Origin of the sequence: Burkholderia sp. Bp8984 (genome assembly GCF_003853755.1) — a bacterium.
Lineage (GTDB): Bacteria > Pseudomonadota > Gammaproteobacteria > Burkholderiales > Burkholderiaceae > Burkholderia.
This window is the reverse complement of record NZ_QTQN01000002.1, coordinates 306103-331930: the sequence shown is the minus strand read 5'-3', so window position 1 is coordinate 331930 and position 25828 is coordinate 306103. Positions and strand designations below refer to the sequence as shown.

General features: G+C 66.3%; 22 protein-coding genes and 5 tRNA genes. 20 read left to right on the top strand and 7 right to left on the bottom strand.

The window, feature by feature from the left end; translation table 11 throughout:
- Positions 1 to 149 precede the first annotated feature (149 nt).
- The 10 genes from cyoA (at position 150) to DID98_RS03625 (ending at position 11456) form a co-directional block, all read left to right on the top strand.
- Positions 150 to 1037 (top strand): ubiquinol oxidase subunit II, encoded by an 888-nt coding sequence (gene cyoA, locus DID98_RS03670; protein ID WP_044847970.1) that lies wholly within the window; start codon positions 150 to 152, stop codon positions 1035 to 1037.
- 3 nt (positions 1038 to 1040) lie between these two features.
- Positions 1041 to 3047 carry a cytochrome o ubiquinol oxidase subunit I gene (gene cyoB / locus DID98_RS03665; RefSeq protein ID WP_124570251.1) on the top strand — a complete coding sequence of 669 codons (2007 nt, stop codon included), beginning with the start codon at positions 1041 to 1043 and terminating at the stop codon, positions 3045 to 3047.
- Positions 3047 to 3655: a cytochrome o ubiquinol oxidase subunit III gene (cyoC, locus tag DID98_RS03660; protein ID WP_044847968.1), complete on the top strand. Its 609-nt coding sequence runs from the start codon at positions 3047 to 3049 to the stop codon at positions 3653 to 3655. The genes cyoB and cyoC overlap by 1 nt, the downstream gene beginning before the upstream one ends.
- Complete coding sequence (gene cyoD / locus DID98_RS03655) at positions 3656 to 3988, top strand: cytochrome o ubiquinol oxidase subunit IV (protein ID WP_011352504.1); 333 nt, start codon at positions 3656 to 3658, stop codon at positions 3986 to 3988. It begins immediately after the preceding gene.
- Positions 3989 to 4309: 321 nt separating this feature from the next.
- Positions 4310 to 4666: a hypothetical protein gene (locus tag DID98_RS03650; protein ID WP_044848002.1), complete on the top strand. Its 357-nt coding sequence runs from the start codon at positions 4310 to 4312 to the stop codon at positions 4664 to 4666.
- 215 nt (positions 4667 to 4881) lie between these two features.
- On the top strand, positions 4882 to 6765 hold the full coding sequence (locus DID98_RS03645) for an extracellular solute-binding protein (RefSeq protein ID WP_124570250.1): 1884 nt from the start codon (positions 4882 to 4884) through the stop codon (positions 6763 to 6765).
- A gap of 52 nt (positions 6766 to 6817) precedes the next feature.
- Positions 6818 to 7861 carry a microcin C ABC transporter permease YejB gene (locus DID98_RS03640; protein WP_124488275.1) on the top strand — a complete coding sequence of 348 codons (1044 nt, stop codon included), beginning with the start codon at positions 6818 to 6820 and terminating at the stop codon, positions 7859 to 7861.
- Positions 7862 to 7936: 75 nt separating this feature from the next.
- Positions 7937 to 9034: an ABC transporter permease gene (locus DID98_RS03635; protein ID WP_124488274.1), complete on the top strand. Its 1098-nt coding sequence runs from the start codon at positions 7937 to 7939 to the stop codon at positions 9032 to 9034.
- Positions 9031 to 10653, top strand: coding sequence for an ABC transporter ATP-binding protein (locus DID98_RS03630; RefSeq protein WP_124488273.1), 1623 nt, complete (start codon positions 9031 to 9033; stop codon positions 10651 to 10653). The genes DID98_RS03635 and DID98_RS03630 overlap by 4 nt, the downstream gene beginning before the upstream one ends.
- A 128-nt stretch (positions 10654 to 10781) precedes the next feature.
- Positions 10782 to 11456 (top strand): C40 family peptidase, encoded by a 675-nt coding sequence (locus DID98_RS03625; RefSeq protein ID WP_044847963.1) that lies wholly within the window; start codon positions 10782 to 10784, stop codon positions 11454 to 11456.
- A 151-nt stretch (positions 11457 to 11607) separates the two neighbouring features.
- Here the strand turns inward: DID98_RS03625 and DID98_RS03620 are convergent, their stop codons facing one another.
- Positions 11608 to 12534, bottom strand: a complete 927-nt coding sequence (locus tag DID98_RS03620) for a patatin-like phospholipase family protein (protein ID WP_044847962.1) — start codon at positions 12532 to 12534, stop codon at positions 11608 to 11610.
- Between the two features lie 280 nt (positions 12535 to 12814).
- Here DID98_RS03620 and gltX point away from each other — a divergent pair, with 280 nt between their 5' ends.
- From gltX to DID98_RS03585, 7 genes are all read left to right on the top strand, one after another.
- A complete protein-coding gene (gene gltX, locus DID98_RS03615) occupies positions 12815 to 14224 on the top strand; it encodes a glutamate--tRNA ligase (protein ID WP_124570249.1) in 1410 nt (469 codons plus the stop codon).
- 128 nt (positions 14225 to 14352) lie between these two features.
- Positions 14353 to 14428, top strand: a tRNA-Ala gene (locus tag DID98_RS03610).
- A gap of 141 nt (positions 14429 to 14569) precedes the next feature.
- Positions 14570 to 14645 (top strand) — tRNA-Glu (locus tag DID98_RS03605).
- Between the two features lie 80 nt (positions 14646 to 14725).
- Positions 14726 to 14802, top strand: a tRNA-Asp gene (locus tag DID98_RS03600).
- A 63-nt stretch (positions 14803 to 14865) separates the two neighbouring features.
- Positions 14866 to 14941: transfer RNA gene (locus tag DID98_RS03595), tRNA-Glu, on the top strand.
- Positions 14942 to 15021: 80 nt separating this feature from the next.
- Positions 15022 to 15098 (top strand) — tRNA-Asp (locus tag DID98_RS03590).
- Between the two features lie 315 nt (positions 15099 to 15413).
- Positions 15414 to 15878: a GNAT family N-acetyltransferase gene (locus DID98_RS03585; protein ID WP_014896698.1), complete on the top strand. Its 465-nt coding sequence runs from the start codon at positions 15414 to 15416 to the stop codon at positions 15876 to 15878.
- 40 nt (positions 15879 to 15918) lie between these two features.
- Here DID98_RS03585 and DID98_RS03580 read toward each other — a convergent pair whose 3' ends face one another.
- A complete protein-coding gene (locus tag DID98_RS03580) occupies positions 15919 to 16797 on the bottom strand; it encodes a helix-turn-helix domain-containing protein (RefSeq protein WP_044847960.1) in 879 nt (292 codons plus the stop codon).
- Between the two features lie 302 nt (positions 16798 to 17099).
- Between DID98_RS03580 and DID98_RS03575 the strand changes: the two genes are divergently transcribed.
- Entirely contained in the window at positions 17100 to 17525 is a 426-nt protein-coding gene (locus DID98_RS03575; protein ID WP_124486168.1) for a gamma-glutamylcyclotransferase, read from the top strand.
- Between the two features lie 106 nt (positions 17526 to 17631).
- Here the strand turns inward: DID98_RS03575 and aceB are convergent, their stop codons facing one another.
- A complete protein-coding gene (gene aceB, locus DID98_RS03570) occupies positions 17632 to 19224 on the bottom strand; it encodes a malate synthase A (RefSeq protein ID WP_124486169.1) in 1593 nt (530 codons plus the stop codon).
- A 67-nt stretch (positions 19225 to 19291) separates the two neighbouring features.
- Positions 19292 to 20053: a haloacid dehalogenase type II gene (locus tag DID98_RS03565; protein WP_124570248.1), complete on the bottom strand. Its 762-nt coding sequence runs from the start codon at positions 20051 to 20053 to the stop codon at positions 19292 to 19294.
- 153 nt (positions 20054 to 20206) lie between these two features.
- Here DID98_RS03565 and DID98_RS03560 point away from each other — a divergent pair, with 153 nt between their 5' ends.
- Together DID98_RS03560 and DID98_RS03555 are read left to right on the top strand one after the other, a co-directional pair.
- Entirely contained in the window at positions 20207 to 21112 is a 906-nt protein-coding gene (locus DID98_RS03560) for a LysR family transcriptional regulator (RefSeq protein WP_044847957.1), read from the top strand.
- 174 nt (positions 21113 to 21286) lie between these two features.
- A complete protein-coding gene (locus tag DID98_RS03555) occupies positions 21287 to 21721 on the top strand; it encodes a universal stress protein (protein WP_044848000.1) in 435 nt (144 codons plus the stop codon).
- A 229-nt stretch (positions 21722 to 21950) separates the two neighbouring features.
- On the opposite strand, the gene aceA is transcribed toward DID98_RS03555, so the two are convergent.
- From aceA to DID98_RS03540, 3 genes are all read right to left on the bottom strand, one after another.
- Positions 21951 to 23258, bottom strand: a complete 1308-nt coding sequence (gene aceA, locus DID98_RS03550) for an isocitrate lyase (protein ID WP_124570247.1) — start codon at positions 23256 to 23258, stop codon at positions 21951 to 21953.
- A 380-nt stretch (positions 23259 to 23638) separates the two neighbouring features.
- Positions 23639 to 25180: a DEAD/DEAH box helicase gene (locus tag DID98_RS03545; RefSeq protein ID WP_044847955.1), complete on the bottom strand. Its 1542-nt coding sequence runs from the start codon at positions 25178 to 25180 to the stop codon at positions 23639 to 23641.
- Between the two features lie 368 nt (positions 25181 to 25548).
- Positions 25549 to 25818 (bottom strand): acyl-CoA-binding protein, encoded by a 270-nt coding sequence (locus DID98_RS03540; protein WP_124570246.1) that lies wholly within the window; start codon positions 25816 to 25818, stop codon positions 25549 to 25551.
- Positions 25819 to 25828: the final 10 nt, after the last annotated feature.

The window sequence follows — 25828 nt, the reverse complement described above, 5'->3', positions numbered from 1 at the left end:
ACAATCTGTCTCACTGCGGATTCTGCAATGATGATTTGTCGCACCCACCGGTTTTTCGCCGCGCCCGCGCGACGTATGATTCGGCCACTTTCGTGGATCGAATGCGCATCGGGCAAACGCAACGGATTCAATGACCCTCGGGCTGTGTGATGAAAAGAAGAGCTTCAAAAGGCTGGACGGCGCTGATATCGATCGGCGCGGCGCTGAGCCTGTCAGGCTGTAATTTAGATGTACTAAATCCGAAAGGAAGCGTCGGGGCCGCCGAAAAGGCGCTGATCGCGACCTCGACATGGGCGATGCTGATCGTCGTCGTGCCGGTGATCCTGCTCACGCTGTGGTTCGCGTGGCGTTACCGCGCATCGAACCGCAACGCCGCCTATGCGCCGAACTGGTCGCACTCGACCGCGATCGAGGTCGTGATCTGGACGGTGCCGACGCTGATCATCCTGTTCCTCGGCGTGCTCACGTGGAAAACCACGCACGAGCTCGATCCGTACAAGCCGCTCGAGTCGTCGGTGAAGCCGATCGACGTCGAGGTCGTCGCGCTCGACTGGAAGTGGCTGTTCATCTATCCGGAACTCGGCATCGCGTCGGTGAACCAGCTCGCGATTCCGGTCGGCACGCCGGTGAATTTCCGCATCACGTCCGACTCGGTGATGAACTCGTTCTTCATTCCGCAGCTCGGCGGCCAGGTCTATGCGATGGCCGGCATGCAGACGCGCCTGCACCTGATCGCCGATGAAGCCGGCGACTACGCGGGCACGTCCGCCAACTTCAGCGGCCGCGGCTTCTCCGACATGAAGTTCCGCACGCTCGCCGAGCCGCGCGAACAGTTCGACGCATGGGTGCAGAAGGTCAAGGCCTCGCCCGACCGGCTCGATGCGACCGTGTACGGCACCGTCGCGCAGCCGAGCGAGAAGGCGCCCGTGCGCTACTTCTCGTCGGTCGATCCGCGGCTCTTCCACAACATCATCGCGAAATACAACGATGGCCACGTCCTCGATCTGAAGGACGCCGCCTGCGGCACGAAGGGGTAACGCATGTTGGGCAAACTCACACTAGCGGCGATCCCGTTCGATCAGCCCATCATCATGGTGGCCGGCGCCTTCATGGGGCTGGTCGTGCTGGGCATTCTCGCCGCACTGACGATCACCGGCCGCTGGAAGTGGCTGTGGACGGAATGGCTGACGACGGTCGACCACAAGAAACTCGGCGTGATGTACATCATCGTCGCGCTGATCATGCTGCTGCGCGGCTTCGCCGACGCGATCATGATGCGCATGCAGCTTGCGCTCGCGTACAACGCGCCCGGCTACCTGCCGCCGCACCACTATGACCAGATCTTCACGGCACACGGCGTGATCATGATCTTCTTCATGGCGATGGTGTTCATGGTCGGCCTGATGAACCTCGTCGTGCCGCTGCAGATCGGCGCGCGCGACGTCGCGTTCCCGTTCATCAACTCGCTCTCGTTCTGGATGACGGCGGTCAGCGCGATCCTGATCAACATCTCGCTCGTGATCGGCGAGTTCGCGCAGACCGGCTGGCTCGCGTATCCGCCGCTGTCGGAGCTGCAGTTCAGCCCGGGGGTAGGGGTCGACTATTACCTGTGGGCGCTGCAGATTTCGGGTGTCGGCACGCTGCTGACCGGCGTGAACTTCTTCGTGACGATCATCAAGATGCGCGCGCCGGGCATGACGCTGATGAAGATGCCGGTGTTCACGTGGACGGCCCTCTGCACGAACGTGCTGATCATGGCGTCGTTCCCGATCCTGACCGCGACGCTCGCGCTGCTCGGCCTCGACCGCTACCTCGGCATGCACTTCTTCACGAACGAAGCCGGCGGCAACGCGATGCTGTACCTGAACCTGATCTGGGCGTGGGGCCATCCGGAGGTGTACATCCTGATCCTGCCGGCGTTCGGCATCTTCTCGGAAGTCATCGCGACGTTCTCGAAGAAGCCGCTGTTCGGCTACAAGACGATGGTGTATGCGACCTGCGCGATCATGGTGCTGTCGTTCCTCGTGTGGCTGCATCACTTCTTCACGATGGGCTCCGGTGCGAACGTGAACGCGTTCTTCGGCATCATGACGATGATCATCGCGATCCCGACCGGCGTGAAGGTGTTCAACTGGCTGTTTACGATGTACCGCGGCCGGATCGAATTCACGACGCCGGTGCTGTGGACGATCGGCTTCATGGTCACGTTCACGCTCGGCGGCATGACCGGCGTGATGATGGCGATCCCGGGCGCGGACTTCGTGCTGCACAACAGCCTGTTCCTGATCGCGCACTTCCACAACGTGATCATCGGCGGCGTGCTGTTCGGCTATCTCGCGGGCTTCAACTACTGGTTCCCGAAGGCGTTCGGCTTCAAGCTGAACGAGAAGCTCGGCAAGGCTGCGTTCTGGTTCTGGCAGGTCGGCTTCTACGTCGCGTTCGTGCCGCTGTACGTGCTCGGCTTCATGGGCATGACGCGGCGCCTGAACCACTACGACAATCCGGCGTGGCATCCGTGGCTGCTGGTCGCCGCGTTCGGCGCCGTGCTGATCGCGATCGGCATCGCGTGCCAGCTGCTGCAACTGGTGGTCAGCATCCGCAACCGCAACCTGCCGGCATATCGCGACACCACGGGCGACCCGTGGGGCGGCCGCACGCTGGAATGGGCGACCTCGTCGCCGCCGGCCGAGTACAACTTCGCGGTGATCCCGCAAGTGCGCACGCTCGACGCGTACGCCGACATGAAGGCACGCGGCGACGGCCGGCCGAACCCGGCGGCGATCCGCGACATCCACATGCCGTCGAATACGTGCGCGGGTCTCGTGGTCGCGGTCTTCAGCCTGGTGCTCGGCTTCGCGCTGGTGTGGCACATCTGGTGGATGGCGATCGGCGGCCTGGTCGGCATCGTCGCGACGCTCGTGGTCTACAGCTCGCGTGACAACGACGGCTACTACATCCCGGCGTCGAAGGTGCGCAGGATCGAAGAGAAGCAACCGGCGGCGCGCGTGGCCACGCGTGTCGACGACGTGGAACTGGAGGCCAACTGATGTTGCAGAAAACCCTGAGCGCAACCCTGCTCGAGCACGACGACCATCCGCCGTCGCACTCGGTGTTCGGCTTCTGGCTGTACCTGATGACCGACTGCGTGATCTTCGCGGCGCTGTTCGCGACGTTCGCGGTGCTCGGCAACCAGTACGCGGGCGGTCCGACCGCGAAGGACCTGTTCGACATTCCGGGCGTCGCGGTGGAAACCGCCGCGCTGCTGCTGTCGAGCATCACCTACGGCTTCGCGATGCTGGCCGCGTACAAGCAGCGGCGCGGCGCGCTGCTCGCGTGGCTCGCGGTGACATTCGTGCTCGGCGCGGCGTTCCTCGCGATGGAGCTGCGCGAGTTCTCGCACCTGATCGCGGAAGGCGCGGGCCCGCAGCGCAGCGCGTTCCTGTCGGCGTTCTTCACGCTGGTCGGCACGCACGGGCTGCACGTGACGGCCGGCCTCGTGTGGATGATCGTGCTCGCCGGGCAGATCGTGCTGCGCGGCGGCGACCTGACCGATCGCGACCTGCGGCGTCTGACGTGCCTGAGCCTCTTCTGGCACTTCCTCGACATCGTGTGGATCTGCGTGTTTTCCTTTGTCTATCTCGCGAGCGTGATCTAAATGGCCCATTCGCATTCGTCGCAACTCGAAGAAGGGCACGGCAGCGTCGGCGGCTATGTCGCCGGTTTCATCCTGTCGGTGCTGCTCACGGCCGCGTCGTTCGGCCTCGTGATGGGCGGCGTGCTGTCGCCGCACGCATCGCTGATCGCGCTCGCCGTGCTCGCATTCGTGCAGATCGTCGTGCACCTCGTGTACTTCCTGCACATGAACGGTTCGTCCGGCCAACGCTGGAACGTGATGGCGTTCAGCTACACCGTGCTGACGGCGGCGATCCTGATCGTCGGCACGCTGTGGGTGATGCACAACGTCAGCATGAACATGATGTCGCGCTGAGCCCAGAGCGGCTGAGCGGCATCGCGGCGCAGCGGACGATCTCCATGCGCATTCATGCATCAAAGGCGGCACGCGAGTGCCGCCTTTGTCATTGTGGCCGCGCGGTGTGCGTGGCGTCGCTCGGCGCGGACGCGGGCCAGGATGAAAGATGTTTCAGGAAACGGCGGAACGGACATCGCGGCAGCGCGTCAATTGTTACAAGACGTTAGCGGACGCTTCCACGTGCGATGCAGCGCATCAGTTCTTACAAACTTGAAATATGCGGAGACTGTGCGTGCCGTTATAGTCGAATCACACACGAAACAACTCGAAGAGGAATCCATGAAGACTTTGCGTATTGCCTCGCTCTTGACCGGTATGACGGCCTTGCTCGTGTCGGGCGCAGCAATGGCGGGAGTCAATGTCGGGATCAACGTCGGCGTGCCGGCCCCGGTCTACGTCGCCCCCGCGCCCGTGTATGCGCCGCCGCCTCCGCCGGTCGTCTACCAGCCGGCGCCCGTGTATGCGCCGGCGCCCGTCTACGCGCCGGCCCCGGCGATCGTGATCGGCTGGCACGGCGATCGCTACTGGGACGGCCGCCGCTACTGGGGCCGCGACGAGTGGTATCGCCATCATGGCCGCGGCTGGCACGGCGATCGCGGTCACTGGGACAACGGCCGTCACAACGGCTGGCGCTGATCGATCTGCGGCGCACGCGCGATGCGTGCGCGCCCTCGAAGGAAAACCGCCCGTGTGAACTGAACACCGGGCGGTTTTTCTTTGCCTGTGCGAGTCGCACGCGGCAGCCGCAACGTGCCGGTGCCATGCGCGAAAACCCGCAAGTTGGCTCGACGTCGAATTGAATGGGTAGAATCGACCCACGTTCCATCCCTCAATCGACCGACAGGGCCTCTATGACGAAGGGTTCGCCCCGGACCGCCGCCACCCGCATCCGCTTCAGCGCCGCGCATGCGGTACGGGCCGCCGGCCGCACGGCGGCAGCATGGGCACTACAGGCGGTACTGGCTGCAACCGCCGCGCACGCGGCCTATGCGATCGCGCAGTACGGCGAGCCGAAATATCCGCCGGGCTTCAGGCATTTCGACTACGTGAACCCCGACGCGCCGAAGGGCGGCACGCTCGTGCTCGCGAACCCGAGCCGGCTCACGTCGTTCGACAAGTTCAATCCGTTCACGATGCGCGGCAACCCCGCACCGGGCATCGACCTGCTGTTCGAGAGCCTCGCGACCGGCAGCATGGACGAACCGGCATCCGCCTACGGGCTGCTCGCCGACGACATCGCGATCGCGCCGGACCGCCGCTCGGTCACGTTTCACCTGAACCCGCGCGCGCGCTTTTCGAACGGCGATCCGGTCACGGCCGACGACGTCAGGTTTTCGTTCGACACGCTGAAGAGCAAGCAGGCCGCACCGCAGTTCGGCGCGTATTTCGCCGAGATCGCGAAGGCGGTGGTGGTCGATCCCGCGACCGTGCGTTTCGAGTTCCGCAGCACGAACCGCGAACTGCCGCTGATCGCCGGCGGCGTGCCGGTGTTCTCGCGCAAGTGGGGGCTGCGCGCGGACGGTTCGCGGATTCCGTTCGACCAGCTCGCGTTCGAGCAGCCGATCGGCAGCGGCCCGTACCTGATCGAGCGCTACGACAACGGCCGCACGATTACCTATCGGCGCAATCCCGCGTACTGGGGCGCCGACCTGCCGGTGCGGGTCGGGACCGACAACTTCGAGCGGATCGTCTACAAGCTCTATGGCGACGGCGTCGCGCGGCTCGAGGCGTTCAAGGCCGGCGAGTACGACGTGCTGGTCGAATACATCGCGCGCAACTGGACGCGGCGCGACGTCGGCAAGCGCTTCGACAGCGGCGAGCTCGTCAAGCGCGAGTTCCGCCAGCACAACGGCGCGGGCATGCAGGGCTTCTTCATGAACCTGCGCCGGCCGCTGTTTCGCGACGTGCGCGTGCGCCAGGCGCTCGATCTCGCGTTCGACTTCGAATGGCTGAACCGCCAGTTGTTCTATAGCGCATACACGCGCCTCGACAGCTATTTCGCCGATACCGACCTGCAGGCGACCGGTACGCCGGGCCCGGGCGAACTGAAGCTGCTGGAGCCGTTGCGCACGCAACTCGACCCGGCCGTGTTCGGCCCGATGGTCACGCAGCCGAACACGAACCCGCCGGGCTCGCTGCGCGCGAACCTGCTGAAGGCGCGCGCGCTGCTCGCGCAGGCCGGCTGGACCTACCGCGACGGCGCGTTGCGCAACGCGCAGGGCGAGCCGTTCACGTTCGAGATCCTCGACGATTCGGGCGCGGCGATGGAAGGCGTCGTGACCGCCTACCAGCGCAATCTCGCGAAGCTCGGCATCGACGCGCGTTTTCGCACGGCCGATTACGCGCTGCTGCAGAAGCGCCTCGACGCGTTCGACTACGACATGACGACGGTTCGCCTGCCGGGTGTGCAGGTACCGGGCGCCGAGCAGTTCTCGCGTTACGGCAGCAAGTTCGCGGACGAGCCGGGCTCCGACAACATCATCGGCCTGAAGTCGCCGGCCGTCGACGCGCTGCTGCATGCGCTCGGCGCCGCGCAGACGCGCGAGGACCTGCTCGACGCGACGCATGCGCTCGACCGCGTGCTGATGCACGGCTATTACGCCGTTCCGCAGTGGTACAGCACCACGCACCGGATCGCATACAAGCGCACGCTCGGCTATCCGCAAACGCTGCCGCTGTACTATTCGGCCGAGGGCTGGGTCGTATCGACCTGGTGGGCCAAGCCCGATCACTGAAGCCTGCCGGCCCTTCGTTCAACCCAGCCTATCGATCGCGAGTCGACGCCCTATGTGGAGCTACATCCTCAAACGCCTGCTGCTGATGATCCCGACGCTCGTCGGCGTGCTCACGCTCACGTTCGCGGTGATCCAGTTCGTGCCGGGCGGCCCGGTCGAACAGGCCGTGCAGGAACTGCGCAAGGGCGCGACGGAGCAGGGCGCGGCGCCGTTCGGAATGCGCGCGCACACCGGCGTCGACGCACAGCAGCTCGCACAGCTCAAGGCGCTGTACGGCTTCGACAAGCCGCCGCTCGAGCGTTACTGGCTGATGCTGAAGCGTTTCGCGCGCTTCGATCTCGGCGACAGCTACTTCCGCCACCAGAGCGTGTGGTCGCTGGTCGTGCAGAAGCTGCCGGTGTCGATCAGCATCGGGCTGTGGACGTTCTTCGTCACCTACCTGATCTCCGTGCCGCTCGGCATCGCGAAGGCCGTGCGCAACGGCTCGCCGTTCGATGTCGCGACGAGCCTCGTCGTGCTGGTCGGCTATGCGATTCCGGGCTTCGTGCTCGGCGTGCTGCTGCTCGTGCTGTTCGGCGGCGGCTCGTTCTGGCAGCTGTTCCCGCTGCGCGGGCTCACGTCGGACAACTTTTCCCAGCTGTCGCTCGCCGGCAAGGTGCTCGATTATCTGTGGCACATCGCGCTGCCGATCACGGCGTCGGTCGTCGGCAGCTTCGCGGTCATCACGATGCTCACGAAGAACGCGTTCCTCGACGAAATCCGCAAGCAATACGTGCTGACCGCGCGCGCGAAAGGGCTCGCCGAGCGCACCGTGCTGTGGAAGCACGTGTTCCGCAACGCGATGCTGCCGCTGATCGTCGGGTTTCCGGCCGCGTTCATCGGCGCGTTCTTCACGGGCAGCCTGCTGATCGAGACGCTGTTCTCGCTCGACGGCCTCGGGCTCTTGTCGTACGAGTCGGTCGTGCGGCGCGACTATCCGGTCGTGCTCGGCACGCTGTACCTGTTCACGCTGATCGGGCTCGCGACCAAGCTGATCTCGGACCTCTGCTATGTGTGGGTCGACCCGCGCATTCAATTCGACAACCTGGAGCGCTGACATGAAACCGTCCGCCAGCACGCCGCTCGCCGGCGCGCCCGTCCGCCTGCCCGCGCTCGCCGGGCGAGGTGCGCGATGAACCGGGCCGTCGTGTCGTCCCGCATCGACGCGGCCCGTGCGCGCGTGTCGCCGTCGCCCGCGCGCCGCGTCTGGCAGCGCTTTCGCCAGCAGCGCCTCGGCTACTGGAGCTTCGTGATCTTCGTCGTCGCGTTCGCCGCGAGCCTCGCGGCGCCGCTGTGGTCGAACGACAAGCCGCTCGTCGTGCGCTACGACGGCCAGACCTATTTCCCGATGTTCCATGCGTATCCGGAGACGACCTTCGGCGGCGACTTCCCGACGCCGGCCGACTATCTCGATCCGTACGTCCGCAAGCGGCTCGAGGCGCCGGGCAACTTCGTCGTGTATCCGCCGAACCGCTATTACTACGACACGCTGAACTATTTCTCGAGCGTGCCGAACCCGGCGCCGCCGTCGCGTGCGAACTGGCTCGGCACCGACGCGCAGGGGCGCGACCTGCTCGCGCGGCTCGTGTACGGGTTCCGCGTGTCGGTCGAGTTCGGGCTGGTCCTGACCGCGATCGGCACGCTGCTCGGGATCGCCGCGGGCGCCGTGCAGGGCTTCTTCGGCGGGCGCATCGACATCGTCGGGCAGCGGCTGATCGAGATCTGGAGTTCGCTGCCCGAGCTGTACCTGCTGATCATCTTCGCGTCGATCTTCGAGCCGAGCTTCCTGCTGCTGATCGTGCTGCTGTCGCTGTTCGGCTGGATCGGCCTGGCCGACTACGTGCGTGCCGAATTCCTGCGCAACCGCACGCAGGACTACGTGCGCGCGGCCCGCGCGATGGGGCTCACGAACTGGCAGATCATCTGGCGCCACGTGCTGCCGAACAGCATGACGCCCGTGATCACGTTCCTGCCGTTCCGGATGAGCGGCGCGATCCTCGCGCTCACGAGCCTCGACTTCCTCGGGCTCGGCGTGCCGCCGCCGACGCCGAGCCTCGGCGAGCTGCTCGCGCAGGGCAAGGGCAACCTCGACGCATGGTGGATCTCGCTGTCGACGTTCGGCGTGCTGGTCGCGACGCTGCTGCTGCTGACCTTCATGGGCGACGCGCTGCGCAACGCGCTCGACACGCGGATCGCCGACTCGGTGCGCGCGGCAGGAGGCCAGCGATGAGCAGCACGGTCGTATCGAACGCGGGCGAGCCGCTGCTGTCGCTCGAACATCTGCAGGTGCGCTTCGGCGACACGGTGGCCGTCGACGACGTGACGCTCGCGATCGGCCGCGGCGAGCGCGTCGCGCTCGTCGGGGAGTCGGGATCGGGCAAGAGCGTGACCGCGCTGTCGATCCTGCGGCTGCTGCGCGACGCCGACGTGAGCGGCACGATCCGCTTCGCCGGGCATGACCTCGCCGGCAAGAGCGAACGCGAGATGCGCGGGCTGCGCGGCTCGGACATCGCGATGATCTTCCAGGAGCCGATGACGGCGCTCAACCCGCTGTACACGATCGGCACGCAGATCGGCGAGACGATCGTGCTGCACGACGGCGTGACGGCGGTGGAGGCGCGCAAGCGCGCGATCGCGCTGCTTGCGCGTACCGGCATCGCGGAGCCGGAGCGGCGCGTCGACAGTTACCCGCACCAGTTGTCGGGCGGCCAGCGGCAGCGCGCGATGATCGCGATGGCGCTCGCCTGCCGGCCGCGCCTCCTGCTCGCGGACGAACCGACCACGGCGCTCGACGTGACGATCCGCGCGCAGATCGTCGACCTGCTGCTCGAGCTGCAGCGCGAGGAGGCGGAAAAGCGCGGGATGGCGATCCTGCTGATCACGCACGACCTGAACCTCGTACGGCACTTCGCCGAGCGGGTCGCGGTGATGGAGCGCGGCAAGCTGGTCGAAAGCGGGCCGGTCGAGCGGATCTTCGCGGAGCCGGAGCATCCGTATACGCAGCGGCTGCTGAACAGCCGGCCGCAGCGCGCGGTCGCGCCGGTGATGCCGATTGCGCCCGTCGTGCTCGATGCGCGCCACGTCAGCGTGCAGTTCGCGCGCAAGCGGCCGGGCTTCGCAGGCTGGTTCGGCACGACGCCCGTGACGGCGGTCGCGGACGTGTCCGTGTCGGTGCGGCAGGGCGAGACGCTCGGGATCGTCGGCGAATCCGGCTCCGGGAAGTCGACCCTCGCGATGGCGCTGCTCGGGCTGCAAAGGACGGCCCACGGCGAGATCGAATTCCAGGGGCGTGCGCTCTCGACCTATCGCGGCCGCGAACAGACCGCGCTGCGCTCGAACATGCAGGTCGTCTTTCAGGATCCCTTCAGTTCACTGTCGCCGCGTCACACGATCGAGCGGATCGTCGGCGAGGGGCTCGAACTGCATCGCCCGGAACTCACGCCGGACGCGCGGCGCGCGAAGTCGCTGGCCGTGCTGCGCGAAGTCGGCCTCGACCGCACGGTGCTGCATCGCTATCCGCACGAATTCTCGGGCGGGCAGCGCCAGCGGATCGCGATCGCGCGTGCGCTCGTGCTGGAGCCGCGCATCCTGATCCTCGACGAACCGACGTCCGCGCTCGACGTGTCGATCCAGCAGCAGGTGCTGAAGCTGCTCGCGAATCTGCAACAGAAATACAACCTCGGCTATGTATTCATCAGCCACGACCTGGAGGTGATCGGCGCGATGGCGCACCGGGTCGCGGTGATGCAGGACGGGGCGATCGTCGAGTCCGGCGACGTGGCCGATATCTTCACGAAACCGTCACATCCTTACACACAAAAGCTGTTGAAAGCGGTCTGGAAAGCGTGATAGGCGTCCAATGGTCTGACTATCTCGATTGTATTTTTTAATTTGTTTTGACAAACGATTACGCGCTGGCTAGTATCGACCGAAATTTTCCGCCAATCAGCTGATTTTTAAGCACATTCCATCGACCAATGCAGCATCGATCCCTGACCCAGGCATGCGCGCGCACCCTCGCCGGGCTGTTCATCGGCGCCCTGTTCGCAGCAGCTCCCGGCGCGTTCGCCGACGAAGTCAGCAGTTTTAACCAGAATGTCACGAATTCGACTCAAATCGGGTCGAGCTCCTCCCCCCAGCAGACCAATGCCCAGTCGTCGAGCGGCGGCGCGAAGTCGTTTCTTGCCGGCATGGCGGGCAAGGCAGGCGACGTCGTCGTCGGTGCGCTGAACATGATCGGCGTGCGTTACCGCTGGGGCGGCAACTCGCCGGATTCCGGCCTCGACTGCAGCGGGTTCGTGCGCTACGTGTTCCAGGACACGCTCGGCATGTCGCTGCCGCGTCGCGCCGAAGAGATGAGCCGCGTCGGCGAGAAGGTCAGCATGAGCAACCTGAAGCCGGGCGACCTCGTGTTCTTCAACACGATGCGCCGTACGTTCTCGCACGTCGGCATCTATATCGGCGACAACAAGTTCGTGCATTCGCCGTCGACGGGCAGCACGATTCGCGTCGACGATCTCGATAGCGGCTACTGGGAAAAGCGTTTCACCGGTGCGCGCCGGCTCGAGTCGGAGTTCCCGATGAAGGCCGACGACCTGCGCCAGCGCGTGCGTGCCACGATCGGCGACGACGCGGCGAACGGCAGCAACTGACCGACGCTCGCCGGCGAACCGCCGGATCCAAAAAACCCTGTCACTGGAAGGCGGCAGGGTTTTTTGTTTTGGGGCGTGCGCAAGCGGCTGGTGGCGGTGCCATCGTCGGTGGCGCGCTCGCTGTCGTGCGCCGCGCGCCGCGATGCGCTGCTTATGCCGCCGCGACGCCGCGGGCCGCCGCGAGCTTGCGCTGCAGCTCGGGCATGACGCGCGCGACGGCTTCCTCGCCCGCGAGGATCGCCGCGTTGCGCTGGTTGAAGTCGCTGCCGCCCATCGCTGCGAGGTTCGGGCGGATCACGACATCCGCGTATTTGTCGAGCTCGTAGGTCTTGATCGTCTGGCCCATGATCGTGAAGGTCTGCAGCAGCATCTCGATCGGGTTGTTGGTCGCCGCGCCGTCCGGCCGCGACGAGATGTCGACCGCGATCACGAAGCTCGCGCCCATCTTGCGCGCGAACGACGCGGGCACCGGGCTCACGAGGCCGCCGTCGACATATTCGCGGTTGCCGATCTTCACGGGCTCGAACACCGACGGCACGCTGCACGACGCGCGCACCGCGAGCCCCGTATTGCCCTGCTGGAACAGGATCGGCTGGCCGTTCTGCAGGTCCGTCGCGACGATGCCGAGCGGCTTCGCCATCTTTTCGATCGGCCGGTTGTTGAGCGTCTTGTTCAGGAAGTTCTGCAGCGCCACGCCCTGCAGCAGCCCGCGCGAGCGGAACGGCAGCGCCCAGTCGCTGATCGCCGCCTGATCCATGTCGAGTGCGATCTTGTTGATCTGCAGCCCGCTCATCCCGGCGGCATAGAGCGCCCCGACCACCGAGCCCGCGCTCGTGCCCGCGACGATCTCGACCGGGATGCCGCGCGCCTCGAGCGCCTTCAGCACGCCGATGTGCGAAAAGCCGCGGGCGGCGCCGCCGCCGAGCGCGATGCCGATCTTCACGGGTTTCTCGCGCGACTGCGCGGGATTCGCGGCGTTGTCGGGGCGGGACTTGTCGCCGAACGACGTGCAGGCGGCGAGGCTGGCGGATGCGCAAGCGATCGTGAAGTGACGGCGCGACAGGCGAGGGGACGACATCGAATGGTTCTCCGGCGGCTTGGCGGCGGGCCGTGCGGCCCGCGGCGGCGATAGGTTCCGAGCGGCCGCGCGGCACAAACCGCGCGGCCGGCGCGGCGCCGGCTGGCGGCCGCGGCGCGCACATCATAAAGCAAGCGGCGCGCTTGGCGCGAAGGGCGGCGCGAGTATAATTCCGGCTTCTTTCCCGTTCCGGGCGCGGCCGGCCCCAGTGCTGTCCGGGCTGTCGCCGTCGATCCCGCGTCGAATCATTCATGCGCCCCAGGCGTTCGAGTTACCGTTTATGACCCGTCCTGTCCGTACCCGCTTCGCGCCGAGTCCCACCGGCTTCATCCACCTCGGCAACATCCGCTCCGCGCTCTATCCGTGGGCGTTCGCGCGCAAGATGAAAGGCACGTTCGTGCTGCGTATCGAGGATACCGACGTCGAGCGTTCGTCGCAGGAAGCCGTCGACGCGATCCTCGAGGGGATGCAGTGGCTCGGCCTGGATTTCGACGAAGGCCCGATCTACCAGATGCAGCGGATGGACCGCTACCGCGCGGTGCTCGCGCAGATGCTCGAGCAGGGCCTCGCGTACCCGTGCTACATGTCGGCCGAGGAGCTCGACGCGCTGCGCGAACGCCAGCGCGAGGCCGGCCTCAAGCCGCGCTACGACGGCACGTGGCGTCCGGAGCCGGGCAAGGTGCTGCCCGAGCCGCCGGCCGGCGTGAAGCCGGTGCTGCGGTTCCGCAACCCGCTGACCGGCACGGTCGTGTGGGACGACGCGGTGAAGGGCCGGGTCGAGATCTCGAACGAGGAGCTCGACGACCTCGTGATCGCGCGTCCGGACGGCACGCCGATCTACAACTTCTGCGTGGTCGTGGACGACATGGACATGAACATCACGCACGTGATCCGTGGCGACGACCACGTGAACAACACGCCGCGCCAGATCAACATCCTGCGCGCGCTCGGCGGCGAGCCGCCCGTCTACGCGCACCTGCCGACCGTGCTGAACGAGCAGGGCGAGAAGATGAGCAAGCGGCATGGCGCGATGAGCGTGATGGCGTACCGCGACGCCGGCTTCCTGCCGGAGGCCGTCGTCAACTACCTGGCGCGCCTCGGCTGGTCGCACGGCGACGCGGAGATCTTCTCGCGCGAGCAGTTCGTCGAATGGTTCGACCTCGAGCATCTCGGCAAGTCGCCCGCGCAGTACGACCACAGCAAGCTGAGCTGGCTGAACGCCCATTACATCAAGGAAGCGGACAACGCGCGCCTCGCCGCGCTGGCGAAGCCGTTCCTCGACGCGCTCGGGATCGAAGACGCGGCGATCGCGACGGGCCCCGCGCTCGACGCGGTGGTCGGCCTGATGAAGGATCGCGCGACGACGGTCAAGGAGATCGCCGAAGGCGCCGCGATGTTCTACCGCGTGCCGGCGCCGGATACCGACGCGCTCGCGCAGCACGTGACCGATGCGGTGCGCCCGGCACTGGCCGACCTCGTCGCCGCGCTGAAGGCGGCCGACTGGACGAAGGAAGCGGTGTCCGCCGCGCTGAAGGCGACGCTCGGCGCGCACAAGCTGAAGATGCCGCAGCTCGCGATGCCGGTGCGCCTGCTGGTGGCGGGCACGACGCATACGCCGTCGATCGACGCGGTGCTCGTGCTGTTCGGTCGTGACGTCGTGGTGTCGCGTATCGAGGCCGCGCTGGCCTGAGGTTGGAGCGGGTGCGAAGCCGCTCGCGCAGGGTGTCACGGCGGCTTCGCAAAAAAATTCGCTCGAATCGCAAAAAGGGTATTTACAAGTTCAAATTCGGTCCATATAATCTCATTTCTGTTCTGCAAGGGGGTATAGCTCAGCTGGGAGAGCGCTTGCATGGCATGCAAGAGGTCAGCGGTTCGATCCCGCTTACCTCCACCATCAGAGCAGAACGAATTGATTTGCGAAGCAGCGGTAGTAAGTAATAAATGCTTCACAAAATGATTTAAAGCAGTTAGAATTTCGGCCTTCGCTGTTGATGATGAGTGAATAGCGAAAGTCAGACAGATCTGAAAAGATCATGTCCCCTTCGTCTAGAGGCCTAGGACATCACCCTTTCACGGTGAGTACAGGGGTTCGAATCCCCTAGGGGACGCCAGATTCAGCGGCGTTTCGTAGAAGTGTCGCGAGGCTTGCAGGAACGTAACCGACGTCCTGCAGGTAACGGTGCAGAAAGTTGGAGCGGTAGTTCAGTCGGTTAGAATACCGGCCTGTCACGCCGGGGGTCGCGGGTTCGAGTCCCGTCCGCTCCGCCAGAACGAAGCCCGTTCAAGACGTTTTTGAGCGGGCTTTTGTATTAAAGATGTAAGCAGTACGTTGTCCCCTTCGTCTAGAGGCCTAGGACATCACCCTTTCACGGTGAGTACAGGGGTTCGAATCCCCTAGGGGACGCCAGATTCAGCGGCGTTTCGTAGAAGTGTCGCGAGGCTTGCAGGAACGTAACCGACGTCCTGCAGGTAACGGTGCAGAAAGTTGGAGCGGTAGTTCAGTCGGTTAGAATACCGGCCTGTCACGCCGGGGGTCGCGGGTTCGAGTCCCGTCCGCTCCGCCAGAAAATGAAAAAGCCCGCCTCGTGCGGGCTTTTTCATTTGCGTCGTTGATCGCGCCCGCTCGCGGGCGCGTGACTGCGGAGTGGAGGAAGCCGCCTGCGCGGCTTCCGGCGGGACGCGAAGGGCTGCGCGTGCACGCGCAGCCGCGGCCTGCAGGATGTAGGCGAGTCCCGTCCGCTCCGCCAGAAAATGAAAAAGCCCGCCTCGTGCGGGCTTTTTCATTTGCATCGCCGATCCGGCGCCACTACGAGAAATTCGCGATTGCATCCGCCCGCGACTGCGCTATCGTGGCGGAATGCGTTTTTGACCCCTGCGCGATGCTCGATCCGACCGACCTGCGATTGCTGTATCAGCTCCGGCCCGCGGAGCCTGGCGATTTTCCGTTTGCCGAGGCGCTGACGCACGGCAACATGGGCGGCTATTACAAGCGCCATGGGCTCGTCTGGCGCAGCGACCTGTTCTATGCGAGCTGGCGCGAATCCGAAAACTTCATCCTGGAAGCCGACGGCGAACGTATCGGCGTGCTGCGCGTGACCGAGGAGGGCGATTCGCTGCACATCCGCGACGTGCAGATCGCGGCCGGCCATCGCGGACAGGGCGCCGGCACCTACATGCTCGACATGTCGCATCGCTGGGCGCGCGCCCGCGGGCTGCACGAACTGCAGTTGCGTGTGTTCGTCGACAATCCGGCCGCGCGCCTCTACCTGCGTATGGGCTACCGCGTCACCGGGCCGAGGCTGGCCCAGCTCGGCTCGATTCGCCACATGGTGCGTCCGGTTTGAGCGCGTAACGGTTACCCACGCGGGGGCCACGCGGCGACGGTCAGCGGGCGGCGTCGATCGCGTCGTCGTCGGGGGCGTCGTCGATTGCGATGCCGTCTTCCGCGCCGCGATGCTCGTAGCCGCGCAGCATGAACGCGCGCGGGCTTTCGCCGAACGCGCGCCGGAACATCGCCGAAAACGCGCTCTGGCTCTGGTAGCCGAGTTCGCGGGCGATATGCGACAGCGGGCGCCCCTGGTTCAACAGCGGAATCGCGCGCGCGAGCAGCGCCTGCTGCCGCCACTGCGAAAAACTCACGCCCAGTTCCTGCCTGAACAGCCGCGAGATCGTGCGCGTGCTCGCACCCACCTCGCTCGCCCAGTGTTCGAGCGATTCCGCATGCGCCGGTTGCGCGAGCACCGCCTCGCACAGCATGCGCAGCCGCTTCTCGTCGGGCATCGGCACCGCGAGCGGCAGCGGTTCGGCGCGGCTCAGCTCGTCGAGCACGAGCCCGCACAGCAGCCGTTCGCGGGTGCCGCTCAGGTCGCGCGCGTCGAGCGCGACGATCAGTTCGCGCAGCAAGCCCGTCACCTCGACCACCCGGCATGCGTCGAGCCCGTCCGGCACGACCGACTCGTCGATGTACAGCGTGCGCAAGTACGCTTCCTCGACGATCACGACCTCGTGCGTGACGTGCGGCGGCACCCAGATCGCGCGGGAAGGCGGCACCATCCATGTCGTCCCGGTCGTCGCGACGCGCAGCACGCCGCGCGATGCATACGCGAGTTGCGCCCACGCGTGCGTGTGCAGCGGGATCCGGCGTCCGGCGTCGACCTGCCGTGCCCGGACACGCATCGGGTGGACGCGGGTCGGCGCGAACTCGGGCGGGATGTCGATGACGTCGTACGGGTTCGATGCGTCGGCTTGGGCTGGCGGGTTCATGGACGATTCGGTCGGCGCGGCGGCGATGCCGTCATTTTAGAAGGCGCCGCGCAGGCGCATGCGGCGGTTTTTCGGCCGATAATGCACGGTTCAAATGAACTTTGTATGGGGCAGCACGTGTGCCGGCCGGCGCAAGCCCTGGCCAGCGTGATGCGTCGCGCCGAAAAGAACCATCGTGCCGCCGGCGCGGTCTATCGATGCGGGCGCGTTTTCGCACAAGCAGCGCCCCAACGACGCCGGCGCCCGCGGCACGGCCGCGACGGCCCGGCACGGCAACACCTGAATCGAAGAGGAGGACCACGATGCGCCATGTATTCGTCTACGGCACGTTGAGAGCGGGAGAAGCCAACGACATCGGCCAGGCGGCCGCGCGGAACGGGATCGCCGCGCCGACGCTGCTCGGGGCGGCCGCACTGCCGGGCGAACTGTACGATTTCGGCACGTATCCGGGCATGGTGCCCGGGCCGGCCGGCCGGTCGCTCGTGTGGGGCGACGTCTACGAGATCGACGAGCGACTGGTGCCCGTGCTCGACGAGATCGAGCGCGTCTATCCGGGCGTCGACACGCTGTTCCGGCAGGAGCCGGTGACCGTCGAACTCGGCGGTCGTGCCTATGCGTGCGTCTACTATCCGGTCGCCGCGCATGCGGCAGCCGACCGTCCGCGCATCGTGTCGGGCGACTGGGTCCAGCACCGGCGCGAGCGGGAAGCCGCCGCCGCATCCGCATAGAGAACCCGCTGCCCAGCAAAGGAAAAGCGCCCCGCGGGGCGCTTTTTTCATGCCGCCGTGTTGCGCGACCGGCGGCGGGCAGGACCGGGCGACCCGGCCCGCGTCGTCAGATTTCCTCGTACAGCGGCAGCGTCAGGAATTCGGTGAAGCCTTCCGACGTCGACATCTGTTCGAAGATCGCCGCGGCACGCTCGTACGGTTGCGTGTTGCCGCCGACCGACCGCTTCACGTTGTCGAGCTCGGCCTTCGCGAATTCGCGCACGAGCTCGGCGGTGACCTTGCGGCCGTCGTCGAGCACGCCCTTCGGCGAGCGGATCCACTGCCACACCTGCGAGCGGGAGATCTCGGCGGTCGCCGCGTCTTCCATCAGGTTGTGGATCGGCACGCAGCCGTTGCCGTCGAGCCAGGCGCCGAGATAGTGGATGCCGACGTTGATGTTGTTGCGCAGGCCGGCTTCGGTGATCGGCGCTTCAGGCTGGAAGTCGAGCAGGTTCTTGCCTTCGATCTGCACGTCGTCGCGTTGCTTCGCGATCTGGTTCGGCTTGTCGCCGAGCACCTTGACGAATTCCTCCATCGCGATCGGCACGAGGCCCGGGTGCGCGACCCAGCCGCCGTCGTAGCCGTCGGTCGCGTCGCGCTGCTTGTCCGAGCGCACGCCGCCCATCGCCTTGTCGTTCGCTTCCGGATCGTTCTTGATCGGGATCAGCGCGCTCATTCCGCCGATCGCCGGCGCATTGCGCTTGTGACAGGTCTTCAGCAGCAGCAGCGCGTAGGCGCGCATGAACGGCACCGTCATCGTGATCTTCGAGCGATCGGCCAGGCAGAAGTCGCGGTCGTTCTTGAACTTCTTGATCGCCGAGAAGATGTAGTCCCAGCGGCCGGCGTTCAGGCCCGAGCTGTGTTCGCGCAGTTCGTACAGGATCTCGTCCATCTCGAACGCGGCGAGGATCGTCTCGATCAGCACCGTCGCGCGGATCGTGCCGCGCGGCACGCCGACTGCCTCCTGTGCCGCGACGAAGATGTCGTTCCACAGGCGCGCTTCGAGATGGCTTTCCATCTTCGGGAGGTAGAAGTACGGGCCCGAGCCGCGCGCGATCAGTTCCTTCGCGTTGTGGAACAGGAACAGCGCGAAATCGAAGATGCCGCCGGACACGCGCTGGCCGTCGACCGTCACGTGCTTCTCGTCGAGATGCCAGCCGCGCGGACGCACGATCAGCGTCGCGACCTTGTCGTTCAGCTGGTACGACTTGCCGTTCTGTTCGAGCGAGATCGTGCGGCGCACCGCGTCCTTCAGGTTGATCTGGCCGTCGATCTGGTTCGTCCAGCTCGGCGCGTTCGAATCCTCGAAGTCCGTCATGTACGAATCGGCGCCCGAGTTCAGCGCGTTGATGATCATCTTGCGCTCGACGGGGCCGGTGATCTCGACGCGGCGGCATTGCAGGTCGGCTGGCAGCGGCGCGACCTTCCAGTCGCCCTCGCGGATCGCCTTCGTGTCGGCCAGGAAATCGGGGCGCTCGCCGGCGTCGAGGCGCTTGGTGCGTTCGACGCGGGCCTGCAGCAGCGCCTGGCGGCGCGGCTCGAACGCGCGGTGCAGCGCCGCGACGAGCGCGAGTGCTTCAGGCGTCAGGATCGCTTCGTAACCCGGCTTGATTTCGCCGGTGATCGCCATGCCTTGCGGCAGCGTGATCGGGGTGCTCATGAGTCTCATCTCCTTGGTCGGTCAGTTGCGGTTTCGGTGAAGGGGGAAGGCGGCAGCGCAGCGAACGTCATGCGCCCGGGCCGGGGCGCGCGCGGTTCGCGGGTCTGCCGGACGGGGCCGGGGTGGCGAGGAATGCGAGCAGGTCGGCCATGCCGCTGCCGGTGCCGTCGGGCGGCGCGCCGAGTTCCTCGGCGGGCGCACCCGTGCGGTTGAGCCAGAACGTCGTGTAGCCGAACCAGGCGGCCCCCGCGACGTCCCAGGCGTTCGACGACACGAACACGATGTCGCGCGGGTTCGCGCCGAACGCGGCGGTGCCGAGCGCGTACGCGGCCGGGCTCGGCTTGTACGCGCGTACCGCGTCGGCCGACAGCACGCGATCGAACAGGCCGGTCATGCCGGCGCTCTTGATCGCGATGTCGAGCATCTCCGGGTTGCCGTTCGACAGGATCGCGAGCGGCGGGCGCGGGTCGAGCGCGCGCAGCTTGCGCAGCGCGGGCACCGTGTCGGGATAGGTGGACAGGCACGCGTATTCGTCCATCAGTCGCTTCTCGGCCGCGCTGTTCAGCGCGAGCCCGAGCCTGCGCGCGGCGAACCGCAACGCGTCGAGCGTGATGTCGCGGAACGGGCGATAGCGGGCGCCGGACGGATCGGCGAGCGTGCGCAACTGCGAGTATTCGATTTGCTTGCGTCGCCACAGCCGCGACAACCGGTCCCCGTGACCGGGAAACATCTGCTCTGCCGCGGCCACGACCGCATGCACGTCGAACAACGTGCCGAATGCATCGAAGAGGATTGCGTCGGGAGAGGAGAGTGTCGTTGTGGCCGACATAGCCTTGCGCTCCAGTTTCAGAGGTCGGAAACGATTTTATTCGTGCTTGTCAGTGCTAAAAAAGACGCTAAACATCACTTGATCTTTTACTTTCATATACCTAATCTTGACGGCTCAAGCTATTTGAAGGGCGGGAGCGCCGCCCTGCGAGTCATGGACCGGTTCAAACAGATCGAAACGTTCGCCGCGGTCGCGGCGAAGGGCAGCCTGTCGGCGGCCGCGCATGCGGAAGGCGTCGCGCCGGCGATCATCGGCCGCCGCCTCGACGCACTCGAGGAGCGGCTCGGCGTGAAGCTGCTGGTGCGGACTACGCGCAAGCTCACGCTGACCTTCGAGGGGTCGGCCTTCCTCGAGGATTGCCAGCGGATCATCAACGACATGCAGAACGCGGAGGCGAGCGTGTCCGCCGGCGGCGTGAAGGCGAGCGGCCACCTGCGCATTTCCGCGCCGGCCGGCTTCGGGCGGCGCCACGTCGCGCCGCTCGTGCCCGAATTCAGCGGCGCGCATCCGGACGTGTCGGTCACGCTCGACCTGTCCGACCGGATGGTCGACCTCGTCAACGAAGGGTTCGATTGCGCGGTGCGGCTCGGCGAGCTGCCCGATTCGTCGCTGGTGTCGCTGAAGCTCGGCGAGAACCGGCGCGTGTGCGTCGCGTCCCCCGCGTATCTCGCGCGGCGCGGCACGCCGGCCACGCTTGCGGAACTCGCGCGCCACAACTGCCTCGCGCTTGCCGCGAATGCGAACCAGCAGCGCGGCTGGGCGTTCCAGGAGGGCGACAAGGTGGTGTCGATCCGCGTGAACGGCACGATGGAATGCTCGGACGGCGCGGTGCTGCACGAATGGTGCCTCGCCGGCTACGGCCTGGCATGGCGATCGTGGTGGGAGGTCGGCGACGACATCGCGGCCGGCCGCCTCGTCACCGTGCTCGACGCGTTCGCGGCGCCACCGATCGGCATCCACGCGGTGTTTCCGCAGCGCCGTCACCTGCCGCTGCGCGTGCGGCTGTTTCTCGATTACCTGAAACATACGTACGAACGGCCGGGGTATTGGGGCGAGTAGGGCGGGGGCGAGCAGGGCGCACCGGCCCGCGCGTTTCCGATATGAGGGCGAACCCGCTGCCGGCGCCGGTCGCCCGGTTTCGCGCACTACAATCGAAACTGGCATGCGCGACGCGCCGGAGCCGGCCCGCATGGGTTCGCGGTGCGCGCGGTGCGTCTGACGCAGGAGGGCGCGATGTTCCGGCACATCCTCGTTCCAACCGACGGTTCCGAACTGTCGCAGAAGGCGATCGACGGCGCGATCGACCTGGCGCGCGCGGTCGGCGCGCGGGTCACGGCCTATGCGTGCCTGCCGCAGTATCCGTACTCGCCGTTTTCCGAAGTGATCATCGAGCCGCCCGCCGATTTCCGGGCGCGCAGCGAGCGCGAGGCGCGCGCGCACCTGGACGACGTGCAGGCAGCCGCGAAGGCGGCCGGCGTCGATTGCGACAGCTGGACGAGCGTGCATCCGTCGCCGTACCTCGGCATCATCGAGGCGGCCGAACGTGGCGGCTGCGACGTGATCTTCATGGCGTCCCACGGACGCCGCGGGCTCGGCAGCCTGCTGATCGGCAGCGAAACGCAGCGCGTGCTGACCCATACGAAAATTCCGGTGATCGTCTATCGGTAGACGCGGCGCCCGTCGTTCGTAGCCGCCCGGGCGACAGCACGGCGGCGCCGCTGAAAAAAGGGCGCGCCGGACGAAGCCGGCGCGCGTCGTTGCTGGCGGCCACTGGCCGCGCGCGACCGGTCGCGCGACGTCGATCGCGCGCCAGCCGTCTCCTCCCTGATTGTTGTCCGGTGCCGCCGATGCCGCGCCGTCGCGTGACGGGCCGGCATCGGCGTGACGCTTGCGCGCGTTACGCGACCTTCTTGCCGTCGAAGAACTGTTCGTCTTCGGTCGAGCCGTGCAGCGCGGTCGTCGAGGCTTCCCGCTCGACCGTCTGCGTGACCGCGTCGAAGTAGCCGGTGCCGACTTCGCGCTGGTGCTTGACGGCCGTGAAGCCCTTGTCGGCCGCCGCGAACTCGGCCTGCTGCAGTTCGACGAACGCGCTCATCTGCGTGCGGGCATAGCCGTGCGCGAGGTTGAACATCGAGTAGTTCAGCGCATGGAAGCCGGCCAGCGTGATGAACTGGAACTTGTAGCCCATCGCGCCGAGTTCCTTCTGGAACTTCGCGATCGTCGCGTCGTCGAGGTTCTTCTTCCAGTTGAACGACGGCGAGCAGTTGTATGACAGCATCTTGCCGGGGAACTGCTTGTGGATCGCTTCCGCGAATTTCTTCGCGTACTCGAGATCCGGCTTGCCCGTCTCGCACCAGACGAGGTCGGCGTACGGCGCATACGCGAGGCCGCGCGAGATCGCCTGCCCGATGCCCGGCTTCGTGCGGAAGAAGCCTTCGACCGTGCGCTCGCCCGTCAGGAACGGCTTGTCGTTGTCGTCGATGTCGGACGTGATCAGGTCGGCCGCTTCCGCGTCGGTCCGCGCGACCAGCACGGTCGGCGTGCCCATTACGTCGGCCGCGAGACGCGCCGCCGACAGCTTCGCGACCGCTTCGCGGGTCGGCACCAGCACCTTGCCGCCCATGTGGCCGCACTTCTTTACCGACGCGAGCTGATCCTCGAAGTGCACGCCCGAGGCGCCGGCCTCGATCATCGCTTTCATCAGTTCGAACGCGTTCAGCACGCCGCCGAAGCCGGCTTCCGCGTCCGCGACGATCGGCGCGAAGAAATCGACGTAGCCTTCGTCGCCCGGATTCTTGCCTTCCGACCACTGGATCTGGTCGGCGCGCGTCAGCGTGTTGTTGATGCGCTTGACGACGAGCGGCACCGAGTTCGCCGGGTACAGCGACTGGTCCGGGTACATTTCGCCCGCGACGTTCGCGTCGCCGGCCACTTGCCAGCCCGACAGGTAGATCGCCTTCAGGCCGGCCTTCACCTGCTGCATCGCCTGGTTGCCGGTCAGCGCACCGAGTGCGTTGACGAACGGCTCTTCGTTGATGAGGTGCCACAGCTTTTCCGCGCCGCGCTTGGCCAGCGTGTGCTCGACGGCGATCGAGCCGCGCAGGCGCACCACGTCCTCAGCCGTGTAGCTGCGCTTGATGCCCTTCCAGCGCGGATCGGTTTCCCATTGCTTTTGCAGTTCCTGTGCCTGTTGCTGTCGCGACATGATGAGCTCCTTGATGCGGTGTGTTGCCAGATCGGTCGAATCGGACGGTGCTGATGCTGTTCTCGAAGCGGGGCGCGGTGCGTGCCGCTTCGAGAAGTCTTGTATAAGAGTCTAGGCAAACCGATCCGAGTGAAACAGGGGCTATACCAGGAAGTTTGAAACTTTTTAATCGTTTTTAATCAACAACTTGTGTTTTGTGTTTCGCAATGAGAAACGATTTTTCCCATCTCGCAATTGTAAGGTTGTGCCGCGCAGCATGATTTTTTACGACGCAAAAAAATTTTCCGCATCGTGAAATTTGGCGCGGGACGAAAAAAAACCGGCGCGGGTGCGCCGGTTTGCCGGATGGGCGGGCGGCCACGGGGGCCGCCGGGGCGTGCTTACGACGCCGAATTGCTGCGACGCGGGCCGCCGCTGCGCTGGCCGTCGCGACGCGGGCCGCCGTCACGGCTGCCGCCCGGCTTGCCGCTCCAGCCGCCGCCATTGCCGCCGCCGTAGCTGCGGCCGTTGCCGCCATGACCGCCGCCCGGCTTGCCGCCGAAACGACGACCGCCGTTACCGCCGCCCGGACGGCCGCGGCCGCCGGTGCCGCGATCGTTGCGCGGGGGTGCCTTGCGGGGCTCGAAGCCTTCGATCACGTTGACCGGCAGCGGCGAGCGCACGAAGCGCTCGATGCGCTTGAGCGCGCCTTGCTCGGCGTGGTGCACGAGGCTCACCGCGGTGCCCGAACGGCCGGCTCGGCCCGTACGGCCGATACGGTGCACGTAGTCTTCCGCGAACTTCGGCAGGTCGTAGTTGAACACGTGCGTGATGCCCGGGATGTCGATGCCGCGGGCTGCGACGTCGGTCGCGACCAGCACGCGCACGCGGCGCTCGCGCAGCGCACGGATCGTGCGGTTGCGCGCGCCCTGCGGCAGGTCACCGTGCAGCGCGGCCGATTCGAAGCCGGCGTCGGCGAGACGGCCGGCGAGCTGGTCGGCATCGATCTTGGTCGCCGTGAAGATGATCGCCTGGTCGAGCGCGTCGTCGCGCAGCAGGTGATCGAGCAGGCGGTCCTTGTGGTCGCGATCGTCGACGTAATGGACGGTCTGTGCGATGTTCGCGCGCGATTCGAGGCGCTGCTGGATCTCGATGCGTTCCGGATCCTTCAGCAGGCGGCTCGTCAGCGAACCGATCTTGCCGTCGAGGGTGGCCGAGAACAGCATCGTCTGGCGCGACTCGGGCGTCGCGGCGACGATCGTCTCGATGTCTTCGATGAAGCCCATGTCGAGCATGCGGTCGGCTTCGTCGAGCACGAGCATCTTCAGTTCGGACAGGTCGATGCGGCCGCGCTCGAGGTGATCGAGCAGACGGCCCGGCGTGGCGACCAGGATCTCGGGGTTCTTCGCGAGCAGCATCAGCTGCTGGCCGTAGGCGACGCCGCCGAGGATGCTGACCGTGCGCAGGCGCTTCAGGTGCTTGCCGTAGGTCGACGCGGCCGTGGTGACCTGCATCGCGAGCTCACGGGTCGGCGTCAGCACGAGCAGGCCCGGGCGGGCGACGGGCTGCGGGCGGCGCGCACGGCGGTCGCCCTGATTCGGTTCGCGCGGCGCGCGCGGTTGCTGCGCCTGCGCCTTCTGGAGCTGCGCGAAACGTTCGATCGCGGGCAGCATGAATGCAGCCGTCTTGCCCGAACCGGTCGGGCTCGACACCAGCAGGTCCCGACCGGCGATGCCGGCCGGAATCGCGCGCTGCTGGACCGGCGTCGGCTTGGCGTAGCCGGCGGCCTGCAGCGCGGAGACGATCTCCGGCGACAACCCGAGCGACGCGAAAGTCGGCTCGTCCGACGCCGGTTCGACCGCGGCCGGTGCGGCGGCGTTCTCGAGACCGAGCGCCTGGTCGGCGATCGCGTTGAGCGGGCTGGAGTTGATGCTCGAAGTCATAACAATCCTTGAAACACAGTGGGTGAAACGTCGGCGCCAATCGCGCATACCCAAGTCGTCGGATTCAGCGAGCAAATCGGGAAACGGGTGCAATCCGCCGAACCGTCGGCGGATGAGGCATTAGAAGCTGTTTTGGGTGCGGCGCGCTTCTGGAGCGGGGGCCGCCAGCCTAGTTGACGACCGCGAGGGTCGAAGCAGGAGGGGACAGGTTCTAAACCGGATTGGAGCTTAACGCTACGAGGCGTCGGGCCGGAACGGCTTGCGAGCCGAGCGCGGGAGGTGACGCAGCCAGCATTATAGAGATATTTGCTGCGCTGCGCCACTGATTTGATTGCCTATTGATTGCCTGTCTCGGCAGGCGGGACTGATCAGGACGCCGTGCCGCTCTTCAGCGATTCGACGAGTTCGATGTATTGCTGCTTCGCCGCATCCTGGGTCGTGCCTTTCAGCGCTTCCCACGCGTCGTACTTGTACTTGCCGACGATGTCGGTGAAGCCCGGCTTGTCGCCGTGCGCGTCGCCGTCGGTCGCCTGCTTGAAGAGCGCATACAGGCGCAGCAGCGTCAGGTTGCCCGGTCGCTCTGTCAGTTGCTTGACGTCGACCTGGGCCTGGTCGAATTGGGCGGTGAGTTCGCTCATCGTGTGTCTC